The organism is Chitinimonas taiwanensis DSM 18899 (assembly GCF_900119825.1).
GTDB classification, from domain to species: Bacteria; Pseudomonadota; Gammaproteobacteria; order Burkholderiales; family Chitinimonadaceae; genus Chitinimonas; species Chitinimonas taiwanensis.
Genome location: NZ_FPKR01000012.1, coordinates 114,922 through 137,414, shown reverse-complemented (window position 1 = coordinate 137,414; position 22,493 = coordinate 114,922). Strand labels below are relative to the sequence as shown.

Sequence of the window (22,493 nt, the reverse complement as noted above, 5' to 3'; positions counted from 1 at the left end):
TGCACCTACCGCTGCTGCGGGGCAGGGTAGGCGTTGGCTCGAAGATACCAGATAGCGTGGGGCTGTGAGGGCGGCTAGTTACGCCCAAGTAGCGGGGCGACCTTGGTCCGGAACTCGGCCGAATCGCGTACCGCGGCCACCGCATCCCAGGCTGCCTGGGCGGCTTGGGCGTTCTGCCTGGCCCATTGGTGTGAGAACACCAGGTAGTTGGCGGTCTGTGCCAGCGGGGGGCCGACCTTTTCCAGCGTGCTGCCGAATTCCGGGTTTTCCGCCAGCAAGCGGTCGCCGTTATAGGTGAGCAGTGCGGCACCATCGACCACGCCCATCAGCGTGTAGCGCAGCACATCCTTGGCATCCTTGCGGCTATCGTCGACCTTGGCGCCGGCCGCCTGCAGCGGGCCGATGACCGAGAACTTGGTTTGCGCGCCGATAGCCTTGCGCAGGCCGCTGAACTGCTTGCCATCCCAATTCAGTGGGCTGTTGTGCGGGCGGTAGAGCGAATAAGTGATGTCGAGCATGCGCCGGCTGGTGTCGGGCTGCTCGCCGCGCATCGGGTAGACACCCATGGCCAGGCGTTCGGGCACGAAGCTGGCGTTCACGATGCCGTCCACGGCGTTCTGCTGCATCTCCAGCAGGCAGCGCTTCCACGGCTTGTGCACGTACTGAAAGCGCAGGCCGGTACGCTGGCTGACCATCTCGAGCATGATGGCCACATAGCCGGGCCGGTCGAGCAATATCCACGGGTGATTTTCCTGATCCTCGACGCAGAGGGTCAGGTTCTTGGCATGCTGCTCGGCCAAGGCGGGCAGGGCCGCCAACAGCGAAGCGATGATCATGCGCAGCCGCACTACGTCCTCTCCCCAGCCTTGTTTCGAATGCTTGTGTCTGCTCGTACTGCAGTGACTGCATCCTAGTCGGCCAGGGCGGCGAGTGCCAGCTCGCCTGCCTTGTTCAGGCGGGTGCCGCCACGAAGGCGATTTCCACCAGCATGCCGGGGCTGACCAGCTCCACCTTCAGACAGGCGCGCACCGGCGCGCAGCCCGGTGGCAGCCAGGCATCCCAGACCGCGTTCATGGCCGGCACATTGAGCAGATCAGTCACATACAGCGTGGCCATCAACAGGCGTGACTTATTGCTGCCGGCCAGGGCCAGGGTCTTGTCGGCCTGGGCCAACACCTGCTCGGTCTGGCCGCGCATATCGGCGCTGAGGTCGGCCGGCACTTCCACGAAATGCACGAGGCCCTGGTAGACGGTGGCGTCCGACCAGCGGGTTTCGGGATTGATGCGTTGGATATCCATACGGTACTCGCGGTGTAGGGCGCGGCCAGGCTATTTGCCCTTGGCGCGCGGATGGGCCTGGTCATAGACGGCGGACAGGCGTTCGAAATCGAGATGGGTGTAGATCTGGGTGCTGGCGATGCTGGCGTGGCCAAGCAGTTCCTGGGTGGCGCGCAAATCGCCGCTGCCCTGCAGGAAGTGGCTGGCACAGGCATGGCGCAGCCGATGCGGGTGCAGCTTGTCGCCCAGGCCAAGCTGATCGGACCAGTGCGCGATGCGCTGCTGCACCGCGCGCGTGGTCATGCGCCGGCCATAGCGGTTCAGGAACAGCGCCTGCTCGCCGGCCTGCAGCAGCACGGTGCGGCAGGGCAGCCAGTTGGCAATCGCCGCATGGGCGGCCTGGCCGACCGGCACCACGCGCAGCTTGCTGCCCTTGCCCAATACGCGCAGCGTGCCGTCAGGTTGCAGATCGCCAAGATTCGCCCCTACCAGCTCGGACACACGCAGGCCGGAGGAATAAGCGAGCTCGTACATGGCACGGTCGCGCAGGGCGAGCGGTTCGTTCGCATCGAGGTTATCGAGAAAACCGGCCGCCGCATCCACGCTGACCGGGCGCGGCAGCTTCTTCTCGGCGCGCGGCGCGCGCACGGTGTCGACCGGATTGGCGCTGAAACCGGCGTCGCGCACCAGGAGCTTGAACCAGGCGCGCCAGGCCGACAGCCGCCGCGCGATGCTGCGTGCATCATGACCGCGCTGACGCAGCTGGCGCACACAGGCGCGGATATCGCGCACGCTGGCTTGTTCCAGCGGCGTGGCGCCGAGCAGCTCGAGCAGCAGGCGGGCATCGGCCAGATAGGCGGTGCGCGTGGCCGGCGATTTGGCGCGCTCGCCGGTCATATAGCGTTCAAAGCGCGCCAGCGCGTCCATACGCTCAGTCCAGGCAGCGTGCCAGCGCGGCCGAGATCAGCTCGCCGATGCGGGCGAGGTAGAGGGTGCCCATTTCCGGGTAGAAGCGCTGCGCATCCTCGCTGGCCAGGATCAAGAGGCCAAACGGCGCGCCCTCGGTCTTCAACGCCACCTGGGCGAAGGACTTCAGATGCGGTGCCGCCTCGCCCAGCCAGGCCAGCGCCTCATCGGTCACATAGGGGCCGCAGTAAGGCGTGCCCAGGCTTTGCGCCAGCACGCGCACATCGTCGCTGACCGGGCTGAACTCGCTCAGCGTCTCGTCTGCCTCGCCGCCCCATAGTCGCACCGCCACATGCGGCACGCGGAAGCTTTCCTGCAGATGGTAGCTAAGCGTGCCCAGCACGCCGGCCAGGTCGCGCGCCTGCAGCAGTGCCACGGTCAGGCGCTGGATCTTGTCGCCGATCTGGTCGTTTTCCTCGCCGAACTGCAAGAGCTCGGCCAGCTTGCTCTCGATCAGTTTGTTCTTCTCGCGCAGGGTCAGAATCTGCCGCTCGGCGAGCGGAATCGCGCGGCCACCGTGCGGGTGGGGAATGAAGATCTCGGCCACCAGGTCGGCATAGTCTTCGAAGAACTGCGGGTTGGCCTGCAGCCAGGCGGCGACTTCGGCGCTTTGCATATCGTGGTAGTCCTCTGCTCGGGGTTGTAGGCGGGCAATACGGAAGTGGTCGGCTTGGAAGGGCTGGTGCAGGGCGCTCACAGCTCGATCTCGCCTTCAAACACGGTTACGGCCGGGCCGGTCATCAGCACCGGCTGGCCGGGGCCAGCCCAGCTGACGCGCAGATCACCGCCGCGGGTATGCACGAGCACGCTGGCATCAAGCAGGCCGCGCCGGATGCCGGCCACCACGGCCGCGCAGGCGCCGGTGCCGCAGGCCAGCGTTTCGCCCGCGCTGCGTTCGAACACGCGCAGGCGGATTTCGCCGCGGCTAAGGATTTGCATGAAGCCGGCATTCACTTTCTGCGGGAAAAGCGGGTGGGCTTCGATGGCCGGGCCGTCTGTGGCCACCGGGGCGTTTTCGACATCCTCGACCACCTGCACCGCATGGGGATTACCCATCGACACGACCGTGATCGCCAGCGTGCGACCGTTCACCACGATAGGGTGGCTGATCGCTTCGGCTTCGGCCACAAAGGGAATCTCGGCCGGCGCAAAGCGCGGTGCGCCCATGTCCACGGTGATGAGGCCATTGTCTTCCAGCTGCGGGGTGATCAGGCCCTTGGCGGTTTCCACGCGGATCGCGCGTTTGCGCGTCAGGCCCTTGTCGTGCACGAAGCGCACAAAGCAGCGCGAGCCATTGCCGCATTGCTCGACCTCGCCGCCGTCGGCGCCATTGAAGATGCGGTATCGGAAGTCGGCATCCGGGTGGTGCGGGTTCTCCACCAGCAGAATCTGGTCGCAGCCGATGCCGAAGTGGCGGTCGCCGATCTGGCGCAGCTGCTCGGTGCTTAGGCGCAGCGACTGGCTGACCCCGTCCAGCACGACGAAGTCATTGCCGAGGCCGTGCATCTTGGTAAAGCGCAATTTCATGGGTGGGAACCGTGGGGCGGAGAATGGAGAGGATTTACCGCCCGGCGCGCGCGGCGTCAACCGGCATGGGCCGGATTCACAACAAGCGTGCGTATTCGACCATGATGCAGCGGTCCATCACCACGGTCAGGCCGGCGGCCTGGGCACGCAGTGCGGCCGGCTCATTCACTATGCCCTGCTGGATCCAGATCGCTGGCGCGCCGATGGCAATCGCGCTGTCCACGATGGCATCCACTTCACTGGCATTGCGGAACACATTGACGATATCGACCTGGCCGGGCACGTCTTCCAGCCGCCCATAGGCGGGCTGGCCGAGTACCTCGGCCACCAGCGGGCGCACCGGCACGATCTGAAAGCCCCAGGCCTGCATCTGGCGCGAGACCCGGTAGCTGGGCCGGCTGGGCTGGGGCGAGAGACCGACCACGGCGATGCGGCGGCTATCGGTGAACAGGCTGCGCAGCAGCGAATCAGGCGGGTTGGCGAACATGGACCGATGATGCCACGCCCGGCGCGGCCAGGCGACCGGCGTGCGTCAGCGCCTGTTGAGGCGTTTAGATCAGCAGCAGGGAAAGGCCGGCCAGGCTGGCACCCAGGGCGGCGCCGGCCAGCACATCGCTTGGGTAATGCAGGCCGAGCACCGGGCGCGATAGCGCGACCAGCACGGTGAAGGGCAGCAGCAGACCGGCCAGGGCTGGGTAGTAGCTGAGTGCCACCACGCTGAGGCTGACCGCATGCAGCGTGTGGCCGGATGGGAAGCTGTACTCGTCCAGCACCTCGTAGGCGCGGAAGATGGCGGCCGAGCGCATGAACGGGCGTGGGCGCGAGGTGGCGCGCTTCAGCCATTTGTACAGCAGCAGGCCAATCGCCCCGACCGCGGCCATATGCAGCACGGCCGGCAGCGCGGCTTGCCCCTGCACGAGCAGCAGCCCACCCATCAGCGCATACCAGAACACGCCATCGCCAAGCCGGCTGATGCGGCAGAAGAAACCGCGCCAGAACTGCGTGCGGCTGGCGCGGTTGCACTGCACGGTCCAGTGCTGGTCCAAGGCCAGCCAGTCGGCACGACTATGGGGTAGGCGCATTGCTATCTCCTTGGCTAACTGGCGCCAAGCGCCAGCGACTGCGGCGCGCGCTGCAGCGCCTGGTGTACCACTTCCTCGAAACGCTGCACGATGCGCTCCCAACCAAGCTGGGCAGTGGTCTGGCGTGCGGCCAGGCCCAGTTCACGCATCACGCTCGGGTAGCTGGCTGCGTAGCGCGCCTGTTCGATGAAATCGGCGTCATCGTCGAAGGCGGCTTTCAGGCCGTTCTCATGGTGGCGGATATGCGCGCGCGCGGCCGCGTAGTCATAGGCCAGCACACCCAGGCCGCTGGCCATCGCCTCCACGGTCACATTGCCGTAGGTCTCGGTGGTGCTGGCGAACAGAAACACATCGGCCGAGGCATAGTGGCGCGCCAGCGCCTCGTTGCGCTGCATGCCGGCAAACAGTTGCTCGGGGTGGCTGGCCTGCAGGGCAGCGCGCTCCGGGCCATCGCCCACCCACAGCAGCTGGCTGTTCGGGCGGATGGCCTGCATCTGCTTGAAGGCGGCCAGCACCAGGGGCAGGTTCTTCTCCGCCGCCATGCGCCCCACATAGGCGACCACCTGGGTGCAGTCGTTCACCCCCCAGCTGGCGCGCAGACCGGCATCGCGCTTGGCTGGATCGAACAGGCTGGTGTCCACGCCACGCGCCACCACCTCCAGCTTGCCAAAGCCCTGGCCCTCGAGCTCGGTCTTCACGTCCTCGCTGGGAATCAGCGTGGCCAGATTGCGGTTGTGAAAGCTGCGCAGATAACCCCGCAGCGGCCGCTCCAGCCAGCCCATGCCGTAGTGCTCGCTATAGCTGTGGAAATTGGTATGGAATTCCGAGATGGCCGGAATGCCGAGCTTGCGCGCGGCGCGCAGCGCGCTCCAGCCCAAGGGGCCTTCGGTCACCGCCACCACCAGATCGGGGCGCTGCTGGCGCCAGCGCTGCAGCAGGCGGCCGGTGGCCGGCAGGCCAAAGCGCAGCTCCGGGTAGTTGGGTATGCCCAGGCCGCGCACCAGCATTTCATCACGCAGCGGCGCGCCATCACCGCGTTGGCGTGGGCGGATCAGCTCGACCCGATGGCCACGTTCGCGCAGGCCATGTGCCATACGGCCTACCGTCATGGCAACGCCGTTCACTTCGGGGGGAAAGGTTTCGGTAACCAGGGCTAGGTGCAGGCGGTGGGCTGTCATGCGCCGCAGACTGCTGGCCATGCATGTCTGGCGCGTGACGCCGGAATGAAGCTTTGATGACGCCGGCTGGGCGGTGGCGCGCGCTTACGTCTTCCTGGCTTAGTCGGCGCCGCGTTCGCCTGGACGCGCTGCCGCCGGGCGTTCCCAGATCACTTCCAGTGCGGGGTCCGAGTACGCGCTATGCGCTGGGTCGAGCAGATAGACGGCATCGATGTCCTCGTCGCGCGTGTCGATGCACAGGCAACGATCCTGGCCGCGCCAGGTGCAAATGAGGCGGCCACGGTCCCAGTCATCGCACTGCGCGGGGCGGCCCAGCTGCGCGAAGACATTCGCGCGCCTGAGCGCGCCAATATCGGGCTGGGCGCGGAAATAGGCTTCGGCGACCTCCGCTGTGGCTTCGTCCTGCGCTGAGCTATCCAGCTGCATTGCACGTTTGCGCAGATGGCGCTCAGCCAGCTGATTGGCCAGATAGAGCGCCACGACTAGGGCGACGAAGACAAGCAGGGCGGTGAGCATGGTGACTGGGCTGATCCAAGGGGCGGTGCGCTAGCGCACGCCGCTGCGGAATGTGGCTGCCATTATCGCGATTGCTACCGCTGCGGCCAAGCCGGGCGGTGCGCGATCTATCCCGCGCACCGCCGCAGGCGCGGCTTATTCCGCCTCGCCGTGCGCGCAGCCGCAGCCACCGTGGGCATGGCCGGCCAGGCTGCTTGCGGCCGTTGCGGGGGCGGCTTCACCGCGCGCGAGGCGGGCGCGGATCTGCCGGGTGGCGGCCAGCATATTCTGCAGTGCGGCCTCGGTTTCCGGCCAGGCGCGCGTTTTCAGTCCGCAGTCGGGGTTCACCCACAGACGCTCGGCCGGAATCACCTGCAGGGCTTTTTCCAGCAGCGCGGTCATTTCCGCCACCGGCGGCACGCGCGGCGAGTGGATGTCGTACACGCCGGGGCCGATCTCGTTCGGGTAGGCGAATTCACCGAATGCATCGAGCAGCGTCATTGCCGAGCGCGAGGTTTCGATGGTGATCACATCCGCATCCATGGCGGCAATGGCGGGCAGGATGTCCTCGAACTCCGAGTAACACATATGGGTATGGATCTGCGTCTCGGGGCGGGCGCCGGCGGCGGCCAGCTTGAAGGTGGTGACCGCCCAATCGAGGTAGGCCGGCCAGTCGGCGCGCTGCAGGGGCAGGCCTTCGCGGAAGGCCGGCTCGTCGATCTGGATCACCGCGATGCCGGCCGCGTCGAGCTCGGCCACCTCGTCGCGCAGCGCCAGCGCCATCTGGTAGGCCACTTCGGCGCGCGGCTTGTCGTCGCGTACAAACGCCCATTGCACCAGGGTTACCGGGCCGGTCAGCATGCCCTTCATCGGCAGCTGGGTCAGGCTTTGTGCATAGCGGGTCCAGTCCACCGTCATTGCCGTCGGGCGGCTCACATCGCCCCAAATCAGCGGTGGCTTCACGCAGCGCGAGCCATAGCTTTGCACCCAGCCGTGCTGGCACACCGCCACGCCGGCCAGTTGCTCGGCAAAGTAGTCGACCATATCGCTGCGCTCGGCCTCGCCATGCACGAGCACATCAATACCGAGTGCTTCCTGCTTGGCCACCGCCTGGGCGATCTCGGCCTGCATGGCGGCGGTGTAGTCGGTGGCGCTTAGCTCACCGCGCTTGAAGGCCGCGCGCTGGGCGCGGATGGTGGCGGTTTGCGGGAAGGAGCCGATGGTGGTGGTGGGCAGCAGCGGCAAATGCAGGCGTTCGCGCTGCAGCAGTGCGCGTTCGGCATAGCTGAGGCCGCGCTCGAACTCGGGCAGGGCGGCCAGGCGCGCAGCCACTTCGGCATTGTGGCGCTTGGGCAGTGCGCGAAAGCGCGCCAGCGCGGTGCGATTCGCTTCCAGGGTCTGGAAACACACGCTGCGCCCCAGGCATAGTGCGCGCGCCAGCGTGCTCAGCTCGCCCAGCTTCTGCTTGGCAAAGCTCAGACCGTCGCGAATCTCGTCACCCAGCTTGGTTTCCTGGTCGAGATCGGTCGGCACATGCAGCAGCGAGCTGCTGCTGCCCAGCCACAGGTTATCGCCCAGTCGTGCATGCAGTGGGGCCAGCACGTCCAGCGCGGCATCCAGATCGGTTTTCCATACATTGCGCCCATCCACGATGCCGACCGACAGCACCTTGCCTACGGGCCAGTCGATAAAGGCATCGAGCTGCTGCGGCGCGCGCACGGCATCCAGGTGCAGACCGGCCACGGGCAGGGTCTTCAGCAGCTCGGCCCGTTCGGCCACGCCGCTGAAATAACTGGCCAGCAGGATGCGCGGATGCGCTTCGGCCAGCTCGCGGTAGACCGGTGCGAAGGCGGCCAGCCACTGGGCATCCAGGTCCAGTCCCAGAATCGGCTCATCCAGCTGCACCCATTCGCTGCCTTCGGCCAGCAGCTGCTTGAGCAGGCGCACATAGGCGGGGAGCAGTCGCGGCAGCAGGGCCAGCGGCGCGATGCCCTGCACGCGTGCGAGCTTCAGCAGGGTGAGCGGCCCACACAGCTGCACCTTGGCCGAGAAGCCGGCCAAGCGTGCCTCGCGCAGCTCATCCAGCAGCCATTGCGGGCCGCCGTCGAAACGGCTGGCGTGGTCGAATTCGGGCTTCAGGAAGTGGTAATTGGTGTCGAACCACTTGGTCATTTCACAGGCCGGCTGGGCAGCATTGCCGCGCGCCAGCTCGAAGTACTGGCTGCGGCTCAGCGTGCGGGCATCAAAGCCGAAGCGCGCGGGTAGGGCGCCCAATAGGGCGGTGGTGTCGAGCATCTGGTCGTAATAGGAAAAATCACCTACCGACACAAAGCGCAGGCCGGCCGCCTGCTGCCATTGCCAGTGGCGCAGGCGCAGCTCACGGCCCTTGGCCTCGAGGCCGGCCTGGTCGAGTTCGCCGCGCCAGAACTGCTCCACGGCAAACTTCAGCTCACGTTGGCTGCCTATGCGCGGAAAGCCGAGGATATGGGTGGTTAACATGAGAATTCCTTTAGCGATAAGTGGGAATGGATGAACGGTTTGCATCATGAGACGCGGCTGTCTATGATTCAAACGCATCTTTTTCCGGTTTCTTATCGATATTGCTCATGAACCATCAACTCGAACTACGCCATCTGCGCACCATCGCCGCCCTGTTCGATGCGGGCGGGGTGGCCAAGGCCGCCGAGCGGCTGAACCTGACCCAGTCGGCGCTCTCGCACCAGCTCAAGCAGCTGGAAGATCATTTCGGCCTCTCGCTGTTCGAGCGCAAATCGCAGCCGCTCAAGCTCAGCCCGGCCGGCCAGCGCCTGCATGCGCTGGCGCAGAGCGTGTTACCGGCGGTGGCCGAGACCTGCCGTGATATCGCGCGCATCCGCGACGGCGCAGCCGGCAGCCTGCGCGTAGCAGTGGAATGCCATACCTGTTTTGATTGGCTGATGCCGGCCATGGACGAATTCCGCCCGCGCTGGCCTGAGGTCGAGCTCGACATCGTGTCGGGCTTTCATGCCGACCCGGTTGGCCTGGTGCACCAGGACGAGGCCGATGTGGCCATCGTGTCCGAGCGCGATGCGAACGAGCCCATGCATTACTTCCCGCTGTTCCGCTACGAGATCGTTGGTCTGGTCGCCAACGACCATGCACTGGCCGGCAAGGCGCTGCTGGAAGCGGCCGACTTCGCCGACGAGACCTTGATCAGCTACCCGATTCCGGACGAGATGCTCGATGTGATGCGCCAGGTACTCAAGCCCGCCGGCATCGCCCCCAAGCGGCGCAGCAGCGAGCTGACCATTGCGATTTTGCAGCTGGTGGCCAGCCGGCGCGGTGTGGCCGCCTTGCCCGAATGGGCGGTGGCGCCCTATCTGGAACGCCGCTATGTGACCGCGCTGCCGATTACCGCCAACCATCTGTTTGGTGAGCTGTATGCGGCCGTCCCCAAGGCCCGCGCCAGTCTTGCCTATGTGGAAGACTTCGTCGACACGGTGCGCGCCACCTGCGCGGCGAGTCTGCCGGGGATTGCGTTGTTGTGAGATGTGGCGCTTGAGGCGCATGACCTAGACATCAATTGCAATGAGTTAAGGGGGAGTGATGGAACTAAACATTTTGATAAGTTGGCTAGCTCCACTAGGTGCTGCAATTGCCTTTCTCGTAGGACTGTTTCAGTGGATAGACACACGAAAGAGAGATATCGAGCAGAAGCGGTTTGAGCAGTTTCATCGTGCCTTCGAGCAAGTTTCGGGGCGGACGATGACGGGGCAAGTGCTTGTAGACACAGTACAAGCAATGGCGGTTTATGAGCTGACGAACTTCCCGGAATATAGGGATCTTTCGATCCCTATTCTTGAATATTATTTGCACCAAACCTCGGGTGAGGATGATTCCAGTCTGTTTCGGCGTGCGCTATTGCATGCACAAGCACGACTCACTCAATAGGGCGAATTCGCGCAGCAATCCGCAATTACTTGGTGGATTGTCGCTTCGCTCCGAATCCACCCTACCGTTGCCAGCCTGTTTCGCGGGCTATGCTGTTCAAGCAGGCAACAGTGTGTGGCGCGCCACCTCACCCCTCCCGCCTTACCCCTCACAACTCGATTGCCTTTCAAGCACTTGCTTGGTTAAAGTGAGGTCCGCATGAACGATACCGCCAAACGCATTCTCGATCTGGCCGAGGCCCTGTGGCTGGAGCGTGGCTTCAATGGCTTCAGCTACCAGCATCTGGCCGGGCCCTTGGGGATGAAGAATGCCGCCATCCATTACCACTACCCGAGCAAGACCGATCTCGGTGTGGCCTTGGTGGCACGCTTTCGGCGCCGCTTTCAGCGTTCCGTCGAGCATTACGCGGCCACCAGCCACGACCCTTGGGACAAGCTGGAAGCCTATGTGGACCTGTTGACGGTCAACTATGCCGATAGCGAGCGCTTGTGCCCGACCGGCATGCTGGCGGCCGAATGGGCGACGCTGCCCGAGCCGGTGCGTGAAGAGGCGCGCGGCTTCATGCGCGAGCTGTACCAGTGGTGTGCGGGCGTGCTGCACGAAGGCGTGGCCGGCGGGCATTTCCGCTTTGCCGGTAGCTGCGAGGACAAGGCGGCCTTGCTGCTGGCCACCTTGCAGGGCGGCTTGCAGGTGGCGCGTTTCGAGCCCAGTTGGCTCGACGCGATCAAGAAACAGCTGCGCCTTGACCTGGGCGCGCGTTGAGCGCCCGAGGACACAAACCGAATCAATCTGCCCCTTGGGGCGTCAGCAGCCCGCAGGGCACAAGGAAAGCCAGATGGAAAAATTCAGCAATGCCTTCAGCCGCATCGTGGCCAAATTCGAAAAAGTGCCAGGCCCGATCCGGCGCTGGGCGCGCTCCAAGGCGCTGGGCAGTTATGTGAAGTTTGCCGGCACGGCCGGTATCGACTTCGAGGACATCAGCACCGCGCAGGTGGTCTGCCATATCCGCAACGTGGCCAAGAACCAGAACCATATCAAGGGCGTGCATGCGGCCGCCATGGCCCTGCTGGCCGAAACCGCCACTGGCTTTGCGGTGGGCATGAACCTGCCCGACGACAAGCTGCCGCTGCTCAAGAGCATGAAGGTCGAATACAAGAAGCGCGCGGTGGGCGATCTGAAGGCAGTGGCTGCGCTGACCGCCGAGCAGATTGCCCAGGTGCGCACGCTGGAAAAGGGCGATGTGACCGTGCCGGTGACGGTGACCGACGAGAGCGGCAATGAGCCGATCCAGTGCGAAATGATCTGGGCCTGGATTCCCAAGAAGCGCGGCTAAACGCCGAGCGGAGCGCGCCTGCGCCTTCTAAGCTGTAAGCCAAACCGATAGCCGGAAACCACCATGAGCCTGCCCAGTTTCAGCACCCTCAGCCTTACCCTGGAAAACCATGTTGCCCAGATCACCCTGAACCGGCCCGAGCGCGCCAATGCCATGAACGAGGCGATGTGGCGCGAGTTGCACGAGGCGATGCGCTGGCTGGATGGCGAACCGGCCGCGCGGGTGGCGGTGATCAGTGGCAATGGCGCGCATTTCTGTGCGGGCATTGATCTGGGCATGCTGATGGCGGTGCAGGGGCGTATCCAGGACGATTGCCAGGGCCGCCAGGCCGAGAAGCTGCGCGCGCTGATCATCGAGCTGCAGGACAGCCTGAGCGCGATCGAGCACTGCCGCAAACCGGTGATTGCCGCGATTCATGGCAGCTGCGTGGGCGGCGGACTGGACTTGGTGGCGGCCTGCGATCTGCGCTATTGCAGCGAGGACGCGGTGTTCTGCCTGAAGGAAGTCGACCTCGGCATCGTGGCCGATGTGGGCGTGCTGCAGCGGCTGCCCAAGATCATCGGCGACGGTCGCACGCGCGAGCTGGCCTTTACCGCGCGCGAGGTGGGCGGCAGGGATGCGGCGCGCTATGGCCTGGTCAGCCAGTGCCTGCCCGACCGCGATTCGCTGCTGATGGAGGTGATGAGCATTGCCGACGATATCGCCGCCAAGCCGCCGCTGACTGTGCGCGGCATCAAGGACAATCTGAACTTCGCGCGCGACCACACGGTGGCCGAAGGGCTGCGCTATGTGGCGACCTGGAATGCCGCCATGCTGGTCTCCAAGGACTTGGAAGCGGCGGCCATGGCCCATATCACCAAGCAGGCGCCGAAGTTCCGCGATTGAGCTGCGCGCTAACCAAGAAAAAGCCCGAACATCGTTCGGGCTTTTTGACGTCTGGCGTGGCCGTGTCGATCAGGCGGCCGGTACGCTCAGGCCGCGCTGCACGGCCGGGCGGGCCAGGAAGGCGTCCAGCACGCGCTGCACATTCGGGAAGTCGGCAAAGCCGACCAGCTCGCCCGCGCCGTAGTAGCCGACCAGATTGCGCACCCAGGGGAAGATGGCGATATCGGCGATCGTGTACTGCTCGCCCATGATCCAGCTGCGGCCGCGCAAGCGTTGCTCGAGCACGCCGAGGAGGCGCTTGGATTCGGCCACATAGCGGTCACGCGGGCGCTTGTCCTCGTAGTCCTTGCCGGCGAATTTATGAAAGAAGCCGAGCTGGCCGAACATCGGCCCCACGCCGCCCATCTGGAACATCAGCCACTGCAGCGTCTCGTAACGCTGGGCCGGGTCGCTGGGCAACAGCTGGCCGCTTTTCTCGGCCAGGTAGAGCAGGATGGCGCCCGATTCAAACAGCGCCAGCGGCTGGCCGCCCGGACCATGCGGGTCGAGGATGGCGGGAATCTTGTTGTTCGGGTTCAGCGACAGGAAGGCCGGCGAGAACTGATCGTTGCGCTCGAAGCTGACCAGATGGGCCTCGTAGGCCAGGTCGATCTCCTCGAGCAGGATGGAGACCTTCACGCCGTTGGGCGTGGCCAGCGAATACAGCTGCAGGCGTTCCGGGTGTTGGGCAGGCCATTTCTCGGTGATGGGGAAGGCGGCAAGATCAGTCATCGCAGTTCCTGGCTGGGGCCGGCGTGCAGGCCGGCCAGTGGGGGTGAACGCGCTCGCAGGCGCGGTTAACAGCCTATCTGCGGCCATTGGCGCAAATAAAAAGCCCGAATCAGGCGATTCGGGCTTTTTTGGGCACGGCGGTGCGGACGATCAGTGCTGGAGGATCTTGGACAGGAACTGCTGCGCGCGCTCGCCGCGCGGCTGGCCGAAGAATTCTTCCTTGCTGCAGTCTTCCTCGATCTTGCCCTTGTCCATGAAGATGACGCGGCTGGCCACCTTGCGTGCGAAGCCCATTTCGTGGGTCACGCACATCATGGTCATGCCTTCCTGGGCCAGTTGCACCATCACATCGAGCACCTCGTTGACCATTTCCGGATCCAGTGCCGAGGTCGGCTCATCGAACAGCATGACGATGGGGTCCATGGCCAGCGCACGGGCAATCGCCACGCGCTGCTGCTGGCCGCCCGACAGCTGACCGGGGAACTTGGCTGCATGGGCTTTCAGGCCGACGCGATCCAGCAGCTTGAGGCCCTTGTCGAGCGCTTCTTCCCGCGTACGACCGAGTACCTTCTGCTGGGCAATGGCCAGATTGTCGGTAATGGTCAGGTGCGGGAACAGCTCGAAGTGCTGGAACACCATGCCAACGCGCGAGCGCAGCTTGGGCAGATTGGTCTTCGGGTCAGCAATCGAGATGCCGTCCACGATGATATCGCCCTTCTGGAATGGCTCCAGCGCATTCACGGTCTTGATCAGTGTGGATTTACCCGAGCCGGACGGGCCGCACACGACGACCACTTCGCCCTTCTTCACCTCGGTGGTGCAATCGGTCAGCACCTGGAAGTTGCCGTACCACTTGGAAACGTTCTTGATGGAAATCATGGTTATGTCCTCGAAGCCTTAGCGGATCACGGCAATCTTGGCGTGCAGGCGCTTGACCAGACGCGACAGGGTGAAGCTGACGATGAAATAGATGACGGCCACGCTCACATACATCTCGACCGGGATGTAGTCGCGGCTGGCCACCTTGCTGGCGGCGCCCAAGAGGTCGGTCGCGCCGACCACATAGACCAGCGAGGTATCCTGGAACAGGATGATGGTCTGGGTCAGCAAAAGCGGCACCACATTGCGAAAGGCCTGCGGCAGGATCACGAAGCGCATGTTCTGCCCGTAGGTGAAGCCCATCGCATAACCGGCGGCCACCTGGCCCTTGGGAATCGACTGGATGCCGGCGCGGATGATTTCGCAGAAATAGGCCGCCTCGAAGATCGCGAAGGTGATGTAGGCCGACTTCTCGGCGCCTACCTGTACGCCCGAGATCAGCGGTACCAGGATGTAGAACCAGAAGATCACCAGCAGCAGCGGCACCGAGCGGAACAGGTTCACATAGGTGCTGGCCAGCATATTGAGCGGCTTGATGCTGGACAGGCGCGCCATGGCCAGCAGGGTGCCGAACAGAATGCCGAAGCAGGTGGCAAAGGCGGTCAGCGACAGCGAGTACTGGAAGCCCTGCCAGAGGAAATCAGCCGAATTGGCAACGGCGGCGAAATCGAAATTCATTATTTGCCCCCTCCGCTGATATAGCCGGGTACCTGGGTACGACGCTCGATCAGCGCCATCAGGCGATTCACCGAGAAAGCCAGGATCAGATAGATGACCGACACGATGGTCATCACCTCGATCGGGTTGGCCGGCGCGTATTCACCGGTGATCTGGCGCATCTGGAAGGTCAGCTCGGTCAGGCCGATGGCCAGCGCCACGGCCGAGTTTTTGAACACATTCATGAACTCGGAAGTGAGCGGCGGGATGATGATGCGGAAGGCCATGGGCAGCAGCACATAGCGGTAGGTCTGCGGCAGGGTGAAACCCATGGCGAGACCGGCGTTCTTCTGCCCGGTGGACAGGGTCATGATGCCGGTACGCACCTGCTCGGCCACCCGTGCGCTGGTAAACAGGCCCAGGCCAATCGCCGCGGTGATGAATTCCGGCATCGGCATATCCTGCTTCATCCAGTTGCCGGCCGCCTTGGGCAGCAGTTCGGGCAGCACGAAGAACCACAGGAAGAGCTGCACGATCAGCGGGATATTGCGGAACAGCTCGACATAGGCGGTGGCAAGGCCGGACAGCCATTTGTTCGGCACGGTGCGCAGCGTACCGATCAGGGAGCCCAGCGCCAGTGCCAGCACCCAAGCGCACAGCGCGGTTGCCACGGTCCAGCCCAGGCCAGTGATCAGCCACTGGTAATAGTATTCGCCGGTGCCGTACACCTCTTCAAAGATGACGGCCCAGTTCCATTGGTATTGACCCATGGAGAACTCCTTAAACGAAAGGGGGCCGCAGCCCCCTCATGGGCACCTCGTACACACCGCTGTCACGGCTCGTGACAGCGGCTGTCAAAGCACCGTTTCTTACTCAGTCAGCAATCAGATACCCGTGTCGTTCGGGTTCTTGATCGCTTCCTTGAGCTTGTCGCTCATTGGCAGGTTGATGGTGATGTTCTTCGGCGGAATCGGCTTCAGGAACCACTTGTCGTAGATCTTGTTGATCTCGCCCGATTTGTAGATCGCGGCCAGCGTGTCGTCAGCCACTTTCTTGAACTGCGGATCATCCTTGCGCAGCATGATGCCGTACGGTTCCACCGACAGGGCGGGGCCGACGATCGCGAAATCCTTCGGATTCTTGGTATTGGCGATCAGGCTGGCGATCAGGATGTCATCCATCACGAAGGCGGCGGCACGGCCGGTTTCCACCATCAGGAAGCTCTCGGCATGGTCCTTGCCGTAGACGTTCTTCACGTCGATGGCCTTACCTTGCTCGTTCTGCTTGATGTAACGGTCGGAAGTAGTGCCGGTGGTGGTGACCACGGGCTTGCCGTTCAGATCATCCAGCGTCTTCACGCCCGAATCCACGCGGGTGCCCATGCGCACGGCGGTCACGAAGTAGGAGTGGCTGAAGGCCACCTGCTTCTGACGTTCCTTGGAATTGGTGGTGGAGCCGCATTCCATGTCGATGGTGCCATTCACCATCAGCGGGATACGGGTCTGCGAGGTGACCGGCACCAGCTTGACCACCAGGGAAGGCTTGTTTAGCTTCTTCTTCACCGCGGCGACCACCTGGTTGCACAGGTCCATGGCGTAGCCAACCGGCTTTTGCTTGTCGTCCAGATAGGAGAAGGGGATCGACGATTCGCGATGACCAACGGTGATGATGCCGCTGTCGTTAATCTTCTTCAGCGTACCAGTCAGTTCCTCGGCTTGAACGCTACCAACAAATGCAGCAGCCAAGGCAGCCGACAGGATCAGGGATTTGCGCATTGCTCAGTATCTCCTTCTATGGGTTGTGCAAGAGTGCGGCGTTCATGCTTCACATGACTATAGCCACGATCAGTACTTGGGCGATAAAACCTGCAGCGGGAACGACTGGGTCAGATACGGCGCAGGACGTGTGTCCTGGGGCCATCGACTGCGTCTCTTCCCCCGCCTCAGCATGCTCGGGCTGTCGCCGCGGGCGAAAGCCGGCACCGGCTCGCTGTGAGCGCTTGCGAAACCACGCTTGCGCTTCCTTATTGTGTGCGCAAAGTGTATCGACGCTTAACCACGCTACAAGCGGGGATTCCCTAATAAACCGTACCATGGCAGGGAAAACACCAAGTTTTCCCCTGCTTTTTCAGTCACTTTGTGGTGTGGTGCCAACAAGGGCGTGCAAATGGTTGGCCAGGCGCACGTAATCGCGTACCGCCAGGTTCTCCGGCCGCATGGTGGCGTCGATGTCCAGCGCGGCAAAGTCGGCGTCGCTGGCAATGCCTTTCAGATTATTGCGCAGGGTCTTGCGCCGTTGCGCAAAGGCCTGGGCCACCAGCTTCTCCAACCCGGCCGGGTCGGTAGCGCGGAGTTCAAAGGGGCGCGGAATCATCCGCACAATGGCGGAATCGACCTTGGGCGGCGGGAAGAAGGCATCCGGCGGCACATCCAGTAGCTTTTCCATATGGAAGTGGTATTGCAGCATCACGCTCAGCCGGCCGTAATCGGCATTGCTCGGCTCGGCCACCATGCGCAGCACGACCTCGTTCTGCAGCATGAAGTGGCAGTCGTTCACCTGGGGCGCGAAGCTGGCCAGGTGAAACAGCAGCGGGGTGGAAATGTTGTAGGGCAGATTGCCGACCAGGCGGATCTGCCCGCCCGGGGCGATCTCCTGCGCCAGCGCGCCGAAGTCGTACTTGAGCGCATCGGCATTGTGGATGACCAGCCGCTCGGCCGGGAAACGCCCGCTCAGATTGGCCACGATATCGCGGTCGATTTCCACCGCGTGCAGCATGCGTAGCTTCTTCAGCAGCGGCTCTGTCAGCGCGGCCAGGCCGGGGCCGATCTCGACCATGGCGTCGTCCTGCTGCGGGTGGATGCAGCTGACGATATCGTTGATGACGCCCTGGTCTTGCAGGAAGTTCTGGCCGAAGCGCTTGCGGGGGATATGTTGTTTCATAGCCGCCATTGTAGGGCCTAGGCACGGCCGGCCAAAGCCAGCCGTGCGATTAGCGGGTCTGGGCCAGTTCAATGGCCAGCTGTACGGCCGCTGCCAGCGAGCCGCCATCGGCCCGACCCGTACCGGCTAGATCCAGCGCCGTGCCGTGATCGACCGAGGTGCGGATCAGCGGCAGGCCCAGGGTCAGGTTGATGCCCTGGCCGAAGGTGGCGTGCTTGAGCACCGGCAGGCCCTGGTCGTGATACATGGCCAGCACCGCATCGCCCTGCGCGAGTACCGGCGGGTTGAATAGGGTGTCGGCCGGCAGGGGGCCGATCAGCTGCATACCCTCGGCGCGCAGGGTGTCGAGTACCGGGATCATGATGTCCAGCTCCTCGCGGCCCAGATGACCGCCTTCGCCCGCATGCGGGTTGAGGCCGGCCACCAGGATGCGCGGCTGGGCCAGCCCGAACTTGCTGCGCAGATCGGCATGCAGGATGCGCAGCGTGCGCGTCAGTGTGTCCGGCGTGATCGCATCGGCTACCGCGCGCAAGGGCAGATGGGTGGTGGCCAGTGCCACGCGCAAGGCATAGCCGGGCGCGACCGCGTCGCAACGCCCGGCCAGCATCATCACCACCTGCGGCGTGCCCGTCTGTTCGGCCAGGTATTCGGTGTGGCCGGTAAAGCCGGGGTGGCCGGCCTCGCAGATCACCCCCTTGTGCAGCGGGGCGGTGACCATGGCGGCGAACTCGCCCGACTGGCAGCCGGCTATCGCCCGGTCGAGCAGGGCCAGCACATGGCCGGCATTGCGGGTGTCGAGCTGCCCAGGCACGCAGGGCGCAGCGAGCGGGATATCCAGTACTTCCAGTGAGCCTGGCGCCGGGCTGTGCTCAGGGGCGTAGTCGACCAGCTGCACACCCGCGCCATACAAGCCGGCGCGCGCTGCCAGCAGTCCGCGGTCGCCCAGTAGCACCAGGCGGGCCGCGAAATCACTTGGCTGCAGGGCGGCAGCCAGCTCAGGGCCGATGCCGGCCGGTTCACCGCAGCTGATGGCAATCAGGGGAGGGCGTGACATAGGGGGACTCGCTAGAAACGCTCATCCCCGCCGGGGCGGGGATGAGCGGGGGTTTATTTTTCGTCCAAGCGCAATTCGACGAAGGCCTGATCGCGCATCTGGCGCGACCAGTCTTCGTACTGCTCGTCGGCCTTGCGTTCCCGCAGCGCGGTGCGCACGCGCACCCGTTCGCGGTCGCGCGTCACGTCCTGGTCACGCCGTTCCACCACCTGGATCAGGTGCCAGCCAAACGGCGAGCGTACCGGAGCGGACAGATCGCCAGGGTTCAGGGCATTCATGGCCTGCTCGAAATCAGGCACGGTGTCGCCAGGCGAGATCCAGTCCAGATCGCCGCCCTTTTGCGCCGAGCCGTCTTCCGAATGCAGCTTGGCCTGCTCGGCGAAGTCCACGCCATTCTGGATGCGCTCGCGGATTTCAGTGATGCGTTGCTTGGCATCGGTGTCCGAGGTCAGCTCATTGACCTTGATCAGGATGTGGCGCGCATGGGTCTGGCGGATGATTTCCTTGGCATCGCGCTGGCGCTTGTCGCCGAGCTGGATGATGTGAAAACCGGCCGGGCTGCGCAGGATGGGCGTGTACTGGCCGGGCTGCAGCTTGTCCACCGCTTCCAGGAACAGCGGGGGCAGGCGGCCGGACGAACGCCAGCCCAGGTCGCCGCCCTGCAGCGCATCGCCAGCGTCCGAGAAACCGGCTGCGACTTCGGCAAAGGCCTTGCCGCTGGCCAGGGTGCGCATGGCAGCTTCGGCGCGCTGGGCGCGCTGCCTGATTACTTCGGGCGCAGCGCCTTCCGGAATGGCGACCAGGATATGCGCGAGCTTGAATTCCTGCTCGGCGCTGACCGCGTCCTTATTGGCGGCCAGATACTGGTCGACCTCGGCATCGGTCACGAACACGCGGCTATCCACCTCGCGTTCGCGCAGGCGCTGCAGCAGCAGGTCCTGGCGGATCTGTTCGCGGAAGAACTTGTAATTGGTGCCTTCCTTTTCCAGCGCGGCGCGGAACTGGGCCAGATTCATCTTGTTCTGTTCGGCAATTCGCTCGATGGTCTGGTCGAGCTGGCGCTCATCCACGCGCACGCCGGTATCGGCGGCGAAATCGGTCTGCGCGCGTTCGTTCACCATGCGGTCGAGCACCTGGCGGCGCAGCACGTCGGCCGGCGGCGGGCTGACCTTCTGGCGCGCAAAGTTCTGCACCACGGTCTGGATACGGGCATTGAGCTCGTTCTCGGTAATCACCGACTTGTTCACGACCGCGACAATGCGATCAAGCGGCTGCGGCTCGGCATAGGCCGGCAGGAGCAGGGCGGCAACGGCAAGGGCCGCGGCAAAACGGGGTGTGGGGCGCATGATCAATTCAGTTTGCTGTAGCCGGGAATGCTGTCTTTGAGGGTTTGCAGCGGATTGGAACCGATCTTACCCAGATCGTTCAGCTCCAACTGCAGGAAAAAGGTGCGGCTGGTTTCATTGGCCGTGGTGACGAAACGCTGGTTGACGGCGCGGAACACCCAGCAGCCGCCATTGTATTCGAGCCCGGCCAGTGTCTCCAAAGCGCGCCGGTCTGGAATCGACCAGTTGTAGCGCGCCACGGCATTGATCTTGCGCGTAAGCGGCCACTGCGCCGAGATATCGGCCTGCTTGATGTCATTGCGCTTGTCGAAGCGGTAGCCAAGGTTGAGCGAGCTGCCCGGCAGCGGCTGGTAGCGCAGATTGAAGGCGGTCTTGCGCGAGCTGTGCGCCTGCTGGTCGTACTGCCAGCTGGCATCCAGCCACCAGTCATCGTGCGGCCGGCCACCCACGCTGGCGATCAGGTCGGAAGCGGTCACATCCTCGCTGCGCGCGGTCTCGGTCAGCGTCACCCTTTGCGGGTCGAAGTAGAAGCGTTGGCCGAGCGCAAAGCGCGCGCGCTCCTCGCCGCTGTCCTGGGTGAACAGGCGCGAGGTCAGCGCCAGGGTCAGCTGGTTGGCATCGTTGACGCGGTCGCCGCCCGTGTACTGGTTCTCGCTGAACATCTGCGCGAAATTGAAATCGGCCACGCCCGAGTCGAAGTTGGGGAAGGCCGACTGGTCCTTATAAGGGATGCGCACATAGTAGGCGCGCGGCTCGAGCGACTGGACCAGGGTGTTACCGAACCACTCGGTGTCCTTGTCGAAGTACAGGCCCGAATCGAGGCTGAATACCGGCAGCTCGCGCTTCAGCTCGCGGCCGTCGCTGAGCGCATAGCGGCTCAGGTGGGCGCCGATGCGTGGGGTGATAAAGCCCCAGCTACGTTCAAGCGGCAGGCTCACGCTCGGGTAGAGGATGCTGCGTCGCCCATCCAGCTGGGTGCGCGCCATGCTATTGGCCACCGCTTGGCTGCCGTGCTTGAACACGCTGCCCTCGCCGCTCATTTCAAAACGATAGGGTGCGGGCAGCGGTGCGTTGTAGTTGAAGCTCAGCTGCGGCAGGCGCGCATAGGGCTCGGTCACCGGGTTGGCGCTGTCCTGCAAGGTCTGGTAGCGCTGTACCAGCAAGCTCATGCTCAGGCCGGGAATCGTGTAATTGAGCGCGGCCTGGCGCGGCAGAAAGGTTTGCGAGGCGACGGCGATCCGGTCGCCGAAATCGACGAAGTAGCGGTCGTCCGAGGCCTTCTGCAGATCGACCTCGCCGCTCAGTCCTTCAAATAGCTGCTGCTTGTGCTGCCAGCTGAAGGCCGAGCGGCTGGCACCAAAGTCGCGGTCGCGGTGGATGGCCTCGGCACGCAGCTCGCCGCCGAAGCGTTCACCCAGATAGCGAAACTCATTGTTCAGCAGCAGGCCGCGCTGGGCGATCAGGCGCGGCGCGATGGTCGCGTCCATATCCGGCGCGATATTCCAGTAATAGGGCAGGGTGACATCCACGCCGCCCGAGCCGGTCAGATTGAAGGAGGGCGCGAGAAAGCCGGACTTGCGCGAACCATCAAGCGAGAAATCGATATAGGGCGAGTAGAGGAAGGGCACGCCCTTGAACTCGATGCTGCCATTGCGCGCGATGCCCAGATTGCGGCTGTAGTCGAGCTCGAGCTGACCGGCGCGCACGAACCAGTCGTCCTCGCCCACCGAGCAGGTGGTGAAGCGCGCCTGCTGCAGCTTGTACTTGCCCGGACCGTCGAACAGCAGCTTCACCGCATCGCCACGGCCCTGGCGCGGGCCGCTGCCGAGGCGGAAGCTGGGTGTGGCCAGCTCGCCGGTGCGGCTGGTCTCGTTCAGGCGCAGGGCGCCGCCGCTCAATACATTCTGCTGCTCGCTCAGGCGAGTGTTGTCGCCGGCCTGCAGCTCGCCGCTGTCCTGGAACAGCTTGACCCAGTCGGCCTCGATACGTCGGCCATCGCTGTCGATCTGCACATTGCCGCGCGCCTGCAGCTCGCCCTTGCCCACCCCTTCAATCTGTTCAGCCTGCAAGGTGGTCGTGCCGGCTATCTCCTCGGCCTGGGCGGAGAAGGCGGCACACAGGGCCAGGGCAAGTGGGAGCGGGGAAAAACGCGGCATGGGCGCGGGGCAGGGG

The 22,493-nt window shown here is 64.3% G+C and carries 24 protein-coding genes; 5 read left to right on the top strand and 19 right to left on the bottom strand.

What is annotated here, in order from left to right:
• Positions 1–74 precede the first annotated feature (74 nt).
• From BT173_RS15215 to metE, 10 genes are all read right to left on the bottom strand, one after another.
• Complete coding sequence (locus BT173_RS15215) at positions 75–836, bottom strand: transporter substrate-binding domain-containing protein (RefSeq protein ID WP_072429516.1); 762 nt, start codon at positions 834–836, stop codon at positions 75–77.
• A 115-nt stretch (positions 837–951) separates the two neighbouring features.
• A complete protein-coding gene (locus BT173_RS15210; protein ID WP_072429515.1) occupies positions 952–1,299 on the bottom strand; it encodes a RidA family protein in 348 nt (115 codons plus the stop codon).
• Positions 1,300–1,329: 30 nt separating this feature from the next.
• Complete coding sequence (locus tag BT173_RS15205; protein ID WP_072429514.1) at positions 1,330–2,205, bottom strand: tyrosine recombinase XerC; 876 nt, start codon at positions 2,203–2,205, stop codon at positions 1,330–1,332.
• 4 nt (positions 2,206–2,209) lie between these two features.
• Positions 2,210–2,941: a DUF484 family protein gene (locus tag BT173_RS15200; protein WP_217651485.1), complete on the bottom strand. Its 732-nt coding sequence runs from the start codon at positions 2,939–2,941 to the stop codon at positions 2,210–2,212.
• Positions 2,938–3,771, bottom strand: a complete 834-nt coding sequence (gene dapF / locus BT173_RS15195) for a diaminopimelate epimerase (protein ID WP_072429512.1) — start codon at positions 3,769–3,771, stop codon at positions 2,938–2,940. The genes BT173_RS15200 and dapF overlap by 4 nt, the downstream gene beginning before the upstream one ends.
• A 76-nt stretch (positions 3,772–3,847) precedes the next feature.
• Positions 3,848–4,258, bottom strand: a complete 411-nt coding sequence (locus BT173_RS15190) for a CoA-binding protein (RefSeq protein WP_072429511.1) — start codon at positions 4,256–4,258, stop codon at positions 3,848–3,850.
• 64 nt (positions 4,259–4,322) lie between these two features.
• The gene (locus BT173_RS15185; RefSeq protein WP_072429510.1) at positions 4,323–4,853 is read right to left on the bottom strand and encodes a phosphatase PAP2 family protein; all 531 of its coding nucleotides are present in this window, start codon (positions 4,851–4,853) and stop codon (positions 4,323–4,325) included.
• 14 nt (positions 4,854–4,867) lie between these two features.
• Complete coding sequence (locus BT173_RS15180) at positions 4,868–6,031, bottom strand: glycosyltransferase family 4 protein (protein ID WP_245794191.1); 1,164 nt, start codon at positions 6,029–6,031, stop codon at positions 4,868–4,870.
• A 99-nt stretch (positions 6,032–6,130) separates the two neighbouring features.
• The gene (locus BT173_RS15175; RefSeq protein WP_072429508.1) at positions 6,131–6,547 is read right to left on the bottom strand and encodes a hypothetical protein; all 417 of its coding nucleotides are present in this window, start codon (positions 6,545–6,547) and stop codon (positions 6,131–6,133) included.
• Between the two features lie 135 nt (positions 6,548–6,682).
• Positions 6,683–9,025: a 5-methyltetrahydropteroyltriglutamate--homocysteine S-methyltransferase gene (gene metE / locus BT173_RS15170; protein WP_072429507.1), complete on the bottom strand. Its 2,343-nt coding sequence runs from the start codon at positions 9,023–9,025 to the stop codon at positions 6,683–6,685.
• 107 nt (positions 9,026–9,132) lie between these two features.
• On the opposite strand from metE, the gene BT173_RS15165 reads away from it, so the two are divergent.
• From BT173_RS15165 to BT173_RS15145, 5 genes are all read left to right on the top strand, one after another.
• Complete coding sequence (locus tag BT173_RS15165) at positions 9,133–10,053, top strand: LysR family transcriptional regulator (RefSeq protein WP_072429506.1); 921 nt, start codon at positions 9,133–9,135, stop codon at positions 10,051–10,053.
• 58 nt (positions 10,054–10,111) lie between these two features.
• Entirely contained in the window at positions 10,112–10,456 is a 345-nt protein-coding gene (locus BT173_RS15160; RefSeq protein WP_072429505.1) for a hypothetical protein, read from the top strand.
• Positions 10,457–10,654: 198 nt separating this feature from the next.
• Positions 10,655–11,218 (top strand): TetR/AcrR family transcriptional regulator, encoded by a 564-nt coding sequence (locus BT173_RS15155; protein WP_072429504.1) that lies wholly within the window; start codon positions 10,655–10,657, stop codon positions 11,216–11,218.
• 73 nt (positions 11,219–11,291) lie between these two features.
• Positions 11,292–11,789, top strand: a complete 498-nt coding sequence (locus BT173_RS15150; RefSeq protein ID WP_072429503.1) for a DUF4442 domain-containing protein — start codon at positions 11,292–11,294, stop codon at positions 11,787–11,789.
• A 63-nt stretch (positions 11,790–11,852) separates the two neighbouring features.
• Positions 11,853–12,674, top strand: a complete 822-nt coding sequence (locus BT173_RS15145; protein WP_072429502.1) for a crotonase/enoyl-CoA hydratase family protein — start codon at positions 11,853–11,855, stop codon at positions 12,672–12,674.
• Between the two features lie 69 nt (positions 12,675–12,743).
• Here BT173_RS15145 and BT173_RS15140 read toward each other — a convergent pair whose 3' ends face one another.
• From BT173_RS15140 to BT173_RS15100, 9 genes are all read right to left on the bottom strand, one after another.
• A complete protein-coding gene (locus tag BT173_RS15140) occupies positions 12,744–13,445 on the bottom strand; it encodes a glutathione S-transferase C-terminal domain-containing protein (RefSeq protein WP_072429501.1) in 702 nt (233 codons plus the stop codon).
• A gap of 150 nt (positions 13,446–13,595) precedes the next feature.
• On the bottom strand, positions 13,596–14,324 hold the full coding sequence (locus tag BT173_RS15135; protein WP_072429500.1) for an amino acid ABC transporter ATP-binding protein: 729 nt from the start codon (positions 14,322–14,324) through the stop codon (positions 13,596–13,598).
• A gap of 18 nt (positions 14,325–14,342) precedes the next feature.
• Complete coding sequence (locus tag BT173_RS15130) at positions 14,343–15,002, bottom strand: amino acid ABC transporter permease (protein ID WP_175545613.1); 660 nt, start codon at positions 15,000–15,002, stop codon at positions 14,343–14,345.
• A complete protein-coding gene (locus BT173_RS15125; RefSeq protein WP_072429498.1) occupies positions 15,002–15,751 on the bottom strand; it encodes an amino acid ABC transporter permease in 750 nt (249 codons plus the stop codon). The genes BT173_RS15130 and BT173_RS15125 overlap by 1 nt, the downstream gene beginning before the upstream one ends.
• A 114-nt stretch (positions 15,752–15,865) precedes the next feature.
• Entirely contained in the window at positions 15,866–16,756 is an 891-nt protein-coding gene (locus tag BT173_RS15120) for a transporter substrate-binding domain-containing protein (protein WP_072429497.1), read from the bottom strand.
• Between the two features lie 352 nt (positions 16,757–17,108).
• On the bottom strand, positions 17,109–17,921 hold the full coding sequence (gene rsmA, locus BT173_RS15115; protein WP_072429496.1) for a 16S rRNA (adenine(1518)-N(6)/adenine(1519)-N(6))-dimethyltransferase RsmA: 813 nt from the start codon (positions 17,919–17,921) through the stop codon (positions 17,109–17,111).
• Between the two features lie 49 nt (positions 17,922–17,970).
• The gene (gene pdxA / locus BT173_RS15110; protein ID WP_072429495.1) at positions 17,971–18,975 is read right to left on the bottom strand and encodes a 4-hydroxythreonine-4-phosphate dehydrogenase PdxA; all 1,005 of its coding nucleotides are present in this window, start codon (positions 18,973–18,975) and stop codon (positions 17,971–17,973) included.
• A 53-nt stretch (positions 18,976–19,028) separates the two neighbouring features.
• The gene (locus BT173_RS15105; protein ID WP_072429494.1) at positions 19,029–20,321 is read right to left on the bottom strand and encodes a peptidylprolyl isomerase; all 1,293 of its coding nucleotides are present in this window, start codon (positions 20,319–20,321) and stop codon (positions 19,029–19,031) included.
• Between the two features lie 2 nt (positions 20,322–20,323).
• Positions 20,324–22,477 (bottom strand): LPS-assembly protein LptD, encoded by a 2,154-nt coding sequence (locus BT173_RS15100; RefSeq protein WP_072429493.1) that lies wholly within the window; start codon positions 22,475–22,477, stop codon positions 20,324–20,326.
• Positions 22,478–22,493 lie beyond the last annotated feature (16 nt).

What these genes read in the sequence shown, in the direction of transcription:
- BT173_RS15150 (WP_072429503.1), top strand. Translation starts at nt 11,292, where the DNA reads ATGGAAAAATTCAGCAATGCCTTCAGCCGCATCGTGGCCAAATTCGAA.
- BT173_RS15210 (WP_072429515.1), bottom strand. Translation starts at nt 1,299, where the DNA reads ATGGATATCCAACGCATCAATCCCGAAACCCGCTGGTCGGACGCCACC.
- BT173_RS15145 (WP_072429502.1), top strand. Translation starts at nt 11,853, where the DNA reads ATGAGCCTGCCCAGTTTCAGCACCCTCAGCCTTACCCTGGAAAACCAT.
- BT173_RS15215 (WP_072429516.1), bottom strand. Translation starts at nt 836, where the DNA reads ATGATCATCGCTTCGCTGTTGGCGGCCCTGCCCGCCTTGGCCGAGCAG.
- BT173_RS15175 (WP_072429508.1), bottom strand. Translation starts at nt 6,547, where the DNA reads ATGCTCACCGCCCTGCTTGTCTTCGTCGCCCTAGTCGTGGCGCTCTAT.
- BT173_RS15205 (WP_072429514.1), bottom strand. Translation starts at nt 2,205, where the DNA reads ATGGACGCGCTGGCGCGCTTTGAACGCTATATGACCGGCGAGCGCGCC.
- rsmA (WP_072429496.1), bottom strand. Translation starts at nt 17,921, where the DNA reads ATGAAACAACATATCCCCCGCAAGCGCTTCGGCCAGAACTTCCTGCAA.
- BT173_RS15120 (WP_072429497.1), bottom strand. Translation starts at nt 16,756, where the DNA reads ATGCGCAAATCCCTGATCCTGTCGGCTGCCTTGGCTGCTGCATTTGTT.
- BT173_RS15140 (WP_072429501.1), bottom strand. Translation starts at nt 13,445, where the DNA reads ATGACTGATCTTGCCGCCTTCCCCATCACCGAGAAATGGCCTGCCCAA.
- pdxA (WP_072429495.1), bottom strand. Translation starts at nt 18,975, where the DNA reads ATGTCACGCCCTCCCCTGATTGCCATCAGCTGCGGTGAACCGGCCGGC.
- BT173_RS15180 (WP_245794191.1), bottom strand. Translation starts at nt 6,031, where the DNA reads ATGACAGCCCACCGCCTGCACCTAGCCCTGGTTACCGAAACCTTTCCC.
- BT173_RS15100 (WP_072429493.1), bottom strand. Translation starts at nt 22,477, where the DNA reads ATGCCGCGTTTTTCCCCGCTCCCACTTGCCCTGGCCCTGTGTGCCGCC.
- metE (WP_072429507.1), bottom strand. Translation starts at nt 9,025, where the DNA reads ATGTTAACCACCCATATCCTCGGCTTTCCGCGCATAGGCAGCCAACGT.
- BT173_RS15160 (WP_072429505.1), top strand. Translation starts at nt 10,112, where the DNA reads ATGGAACTAAACATTTTGATAAGTTGGCTAGCTCCACTAGGTGCTGCA.
- BT173_RS15135 (WP_072429500.1), bottom strand. Translation starts at nt 14,324, where the DNA reads ATGATTTCCATCAAGAACGTTTCCAAGTGGTACGGCAACTTCCAGGTG.
- BT173_RS15190 (WP_072429511.1), bottom strand. Translation starts at nt 4,258, where the DNA reads ATGTTCGCCAACCCGCCTGATTCGCTGCTGCGCAGCCTGTTCACCGAT.
- BT173_RS15165 (WP_072429506.1), top strand. Translation starts at nt 9,133, where the DNA reads ATGAACCATCAACTCGAACTACGCCATCTGCGCACCATCGCCGCCCTG.
- BT173_RS15155 (WP_072429504.1), top strand. Translation starts at nt 10,655, where the DNA reads ATGAACGATACCGCCAAACGCATTCTCGATCTGGCCGAGGCCCTGTGG.
- dapF (WP_072429512.1), bottom strand. Translation starts at nt 3,771, where the DNA reads ATGAAATTGCGCTTTACCAAGATGCACGGCCTCGGCAATGACTTCGTC.
- BT173_RS15105 (WP_072429494.1), bottom strand. Translation starts at nt 20,321, where the DNA reads ATGCGCCCCACACCCCGTTTTGCCGCGGCCCTTGCCGTTGCCGCCCTG.
- BT173_RS15125 (WP_072429498.1), bottom strand. Translation starts at nt 15,751, where the DNA reads ATGGGTCAATACCAATGGAACTGGGCCGTCATCTTTGAAGAGGTGTAC.
- BT173_RS15130 (WP_175545613.1), bottom strand. Translation starts at nt 15,002, where the DNA reads ATGAATTTCGATTTCGCCGCCGTTGCCAATTCGGCTGATTTCCTCTGG.
- BT173_RS15185 (WP_072429510.1), bottom strand. Translation starts at nt 4,853, where the DNA reads ATGCGCCTACCCCATAGTCGTGCCGACTGGCTGGCCTTGGACCAGCAC.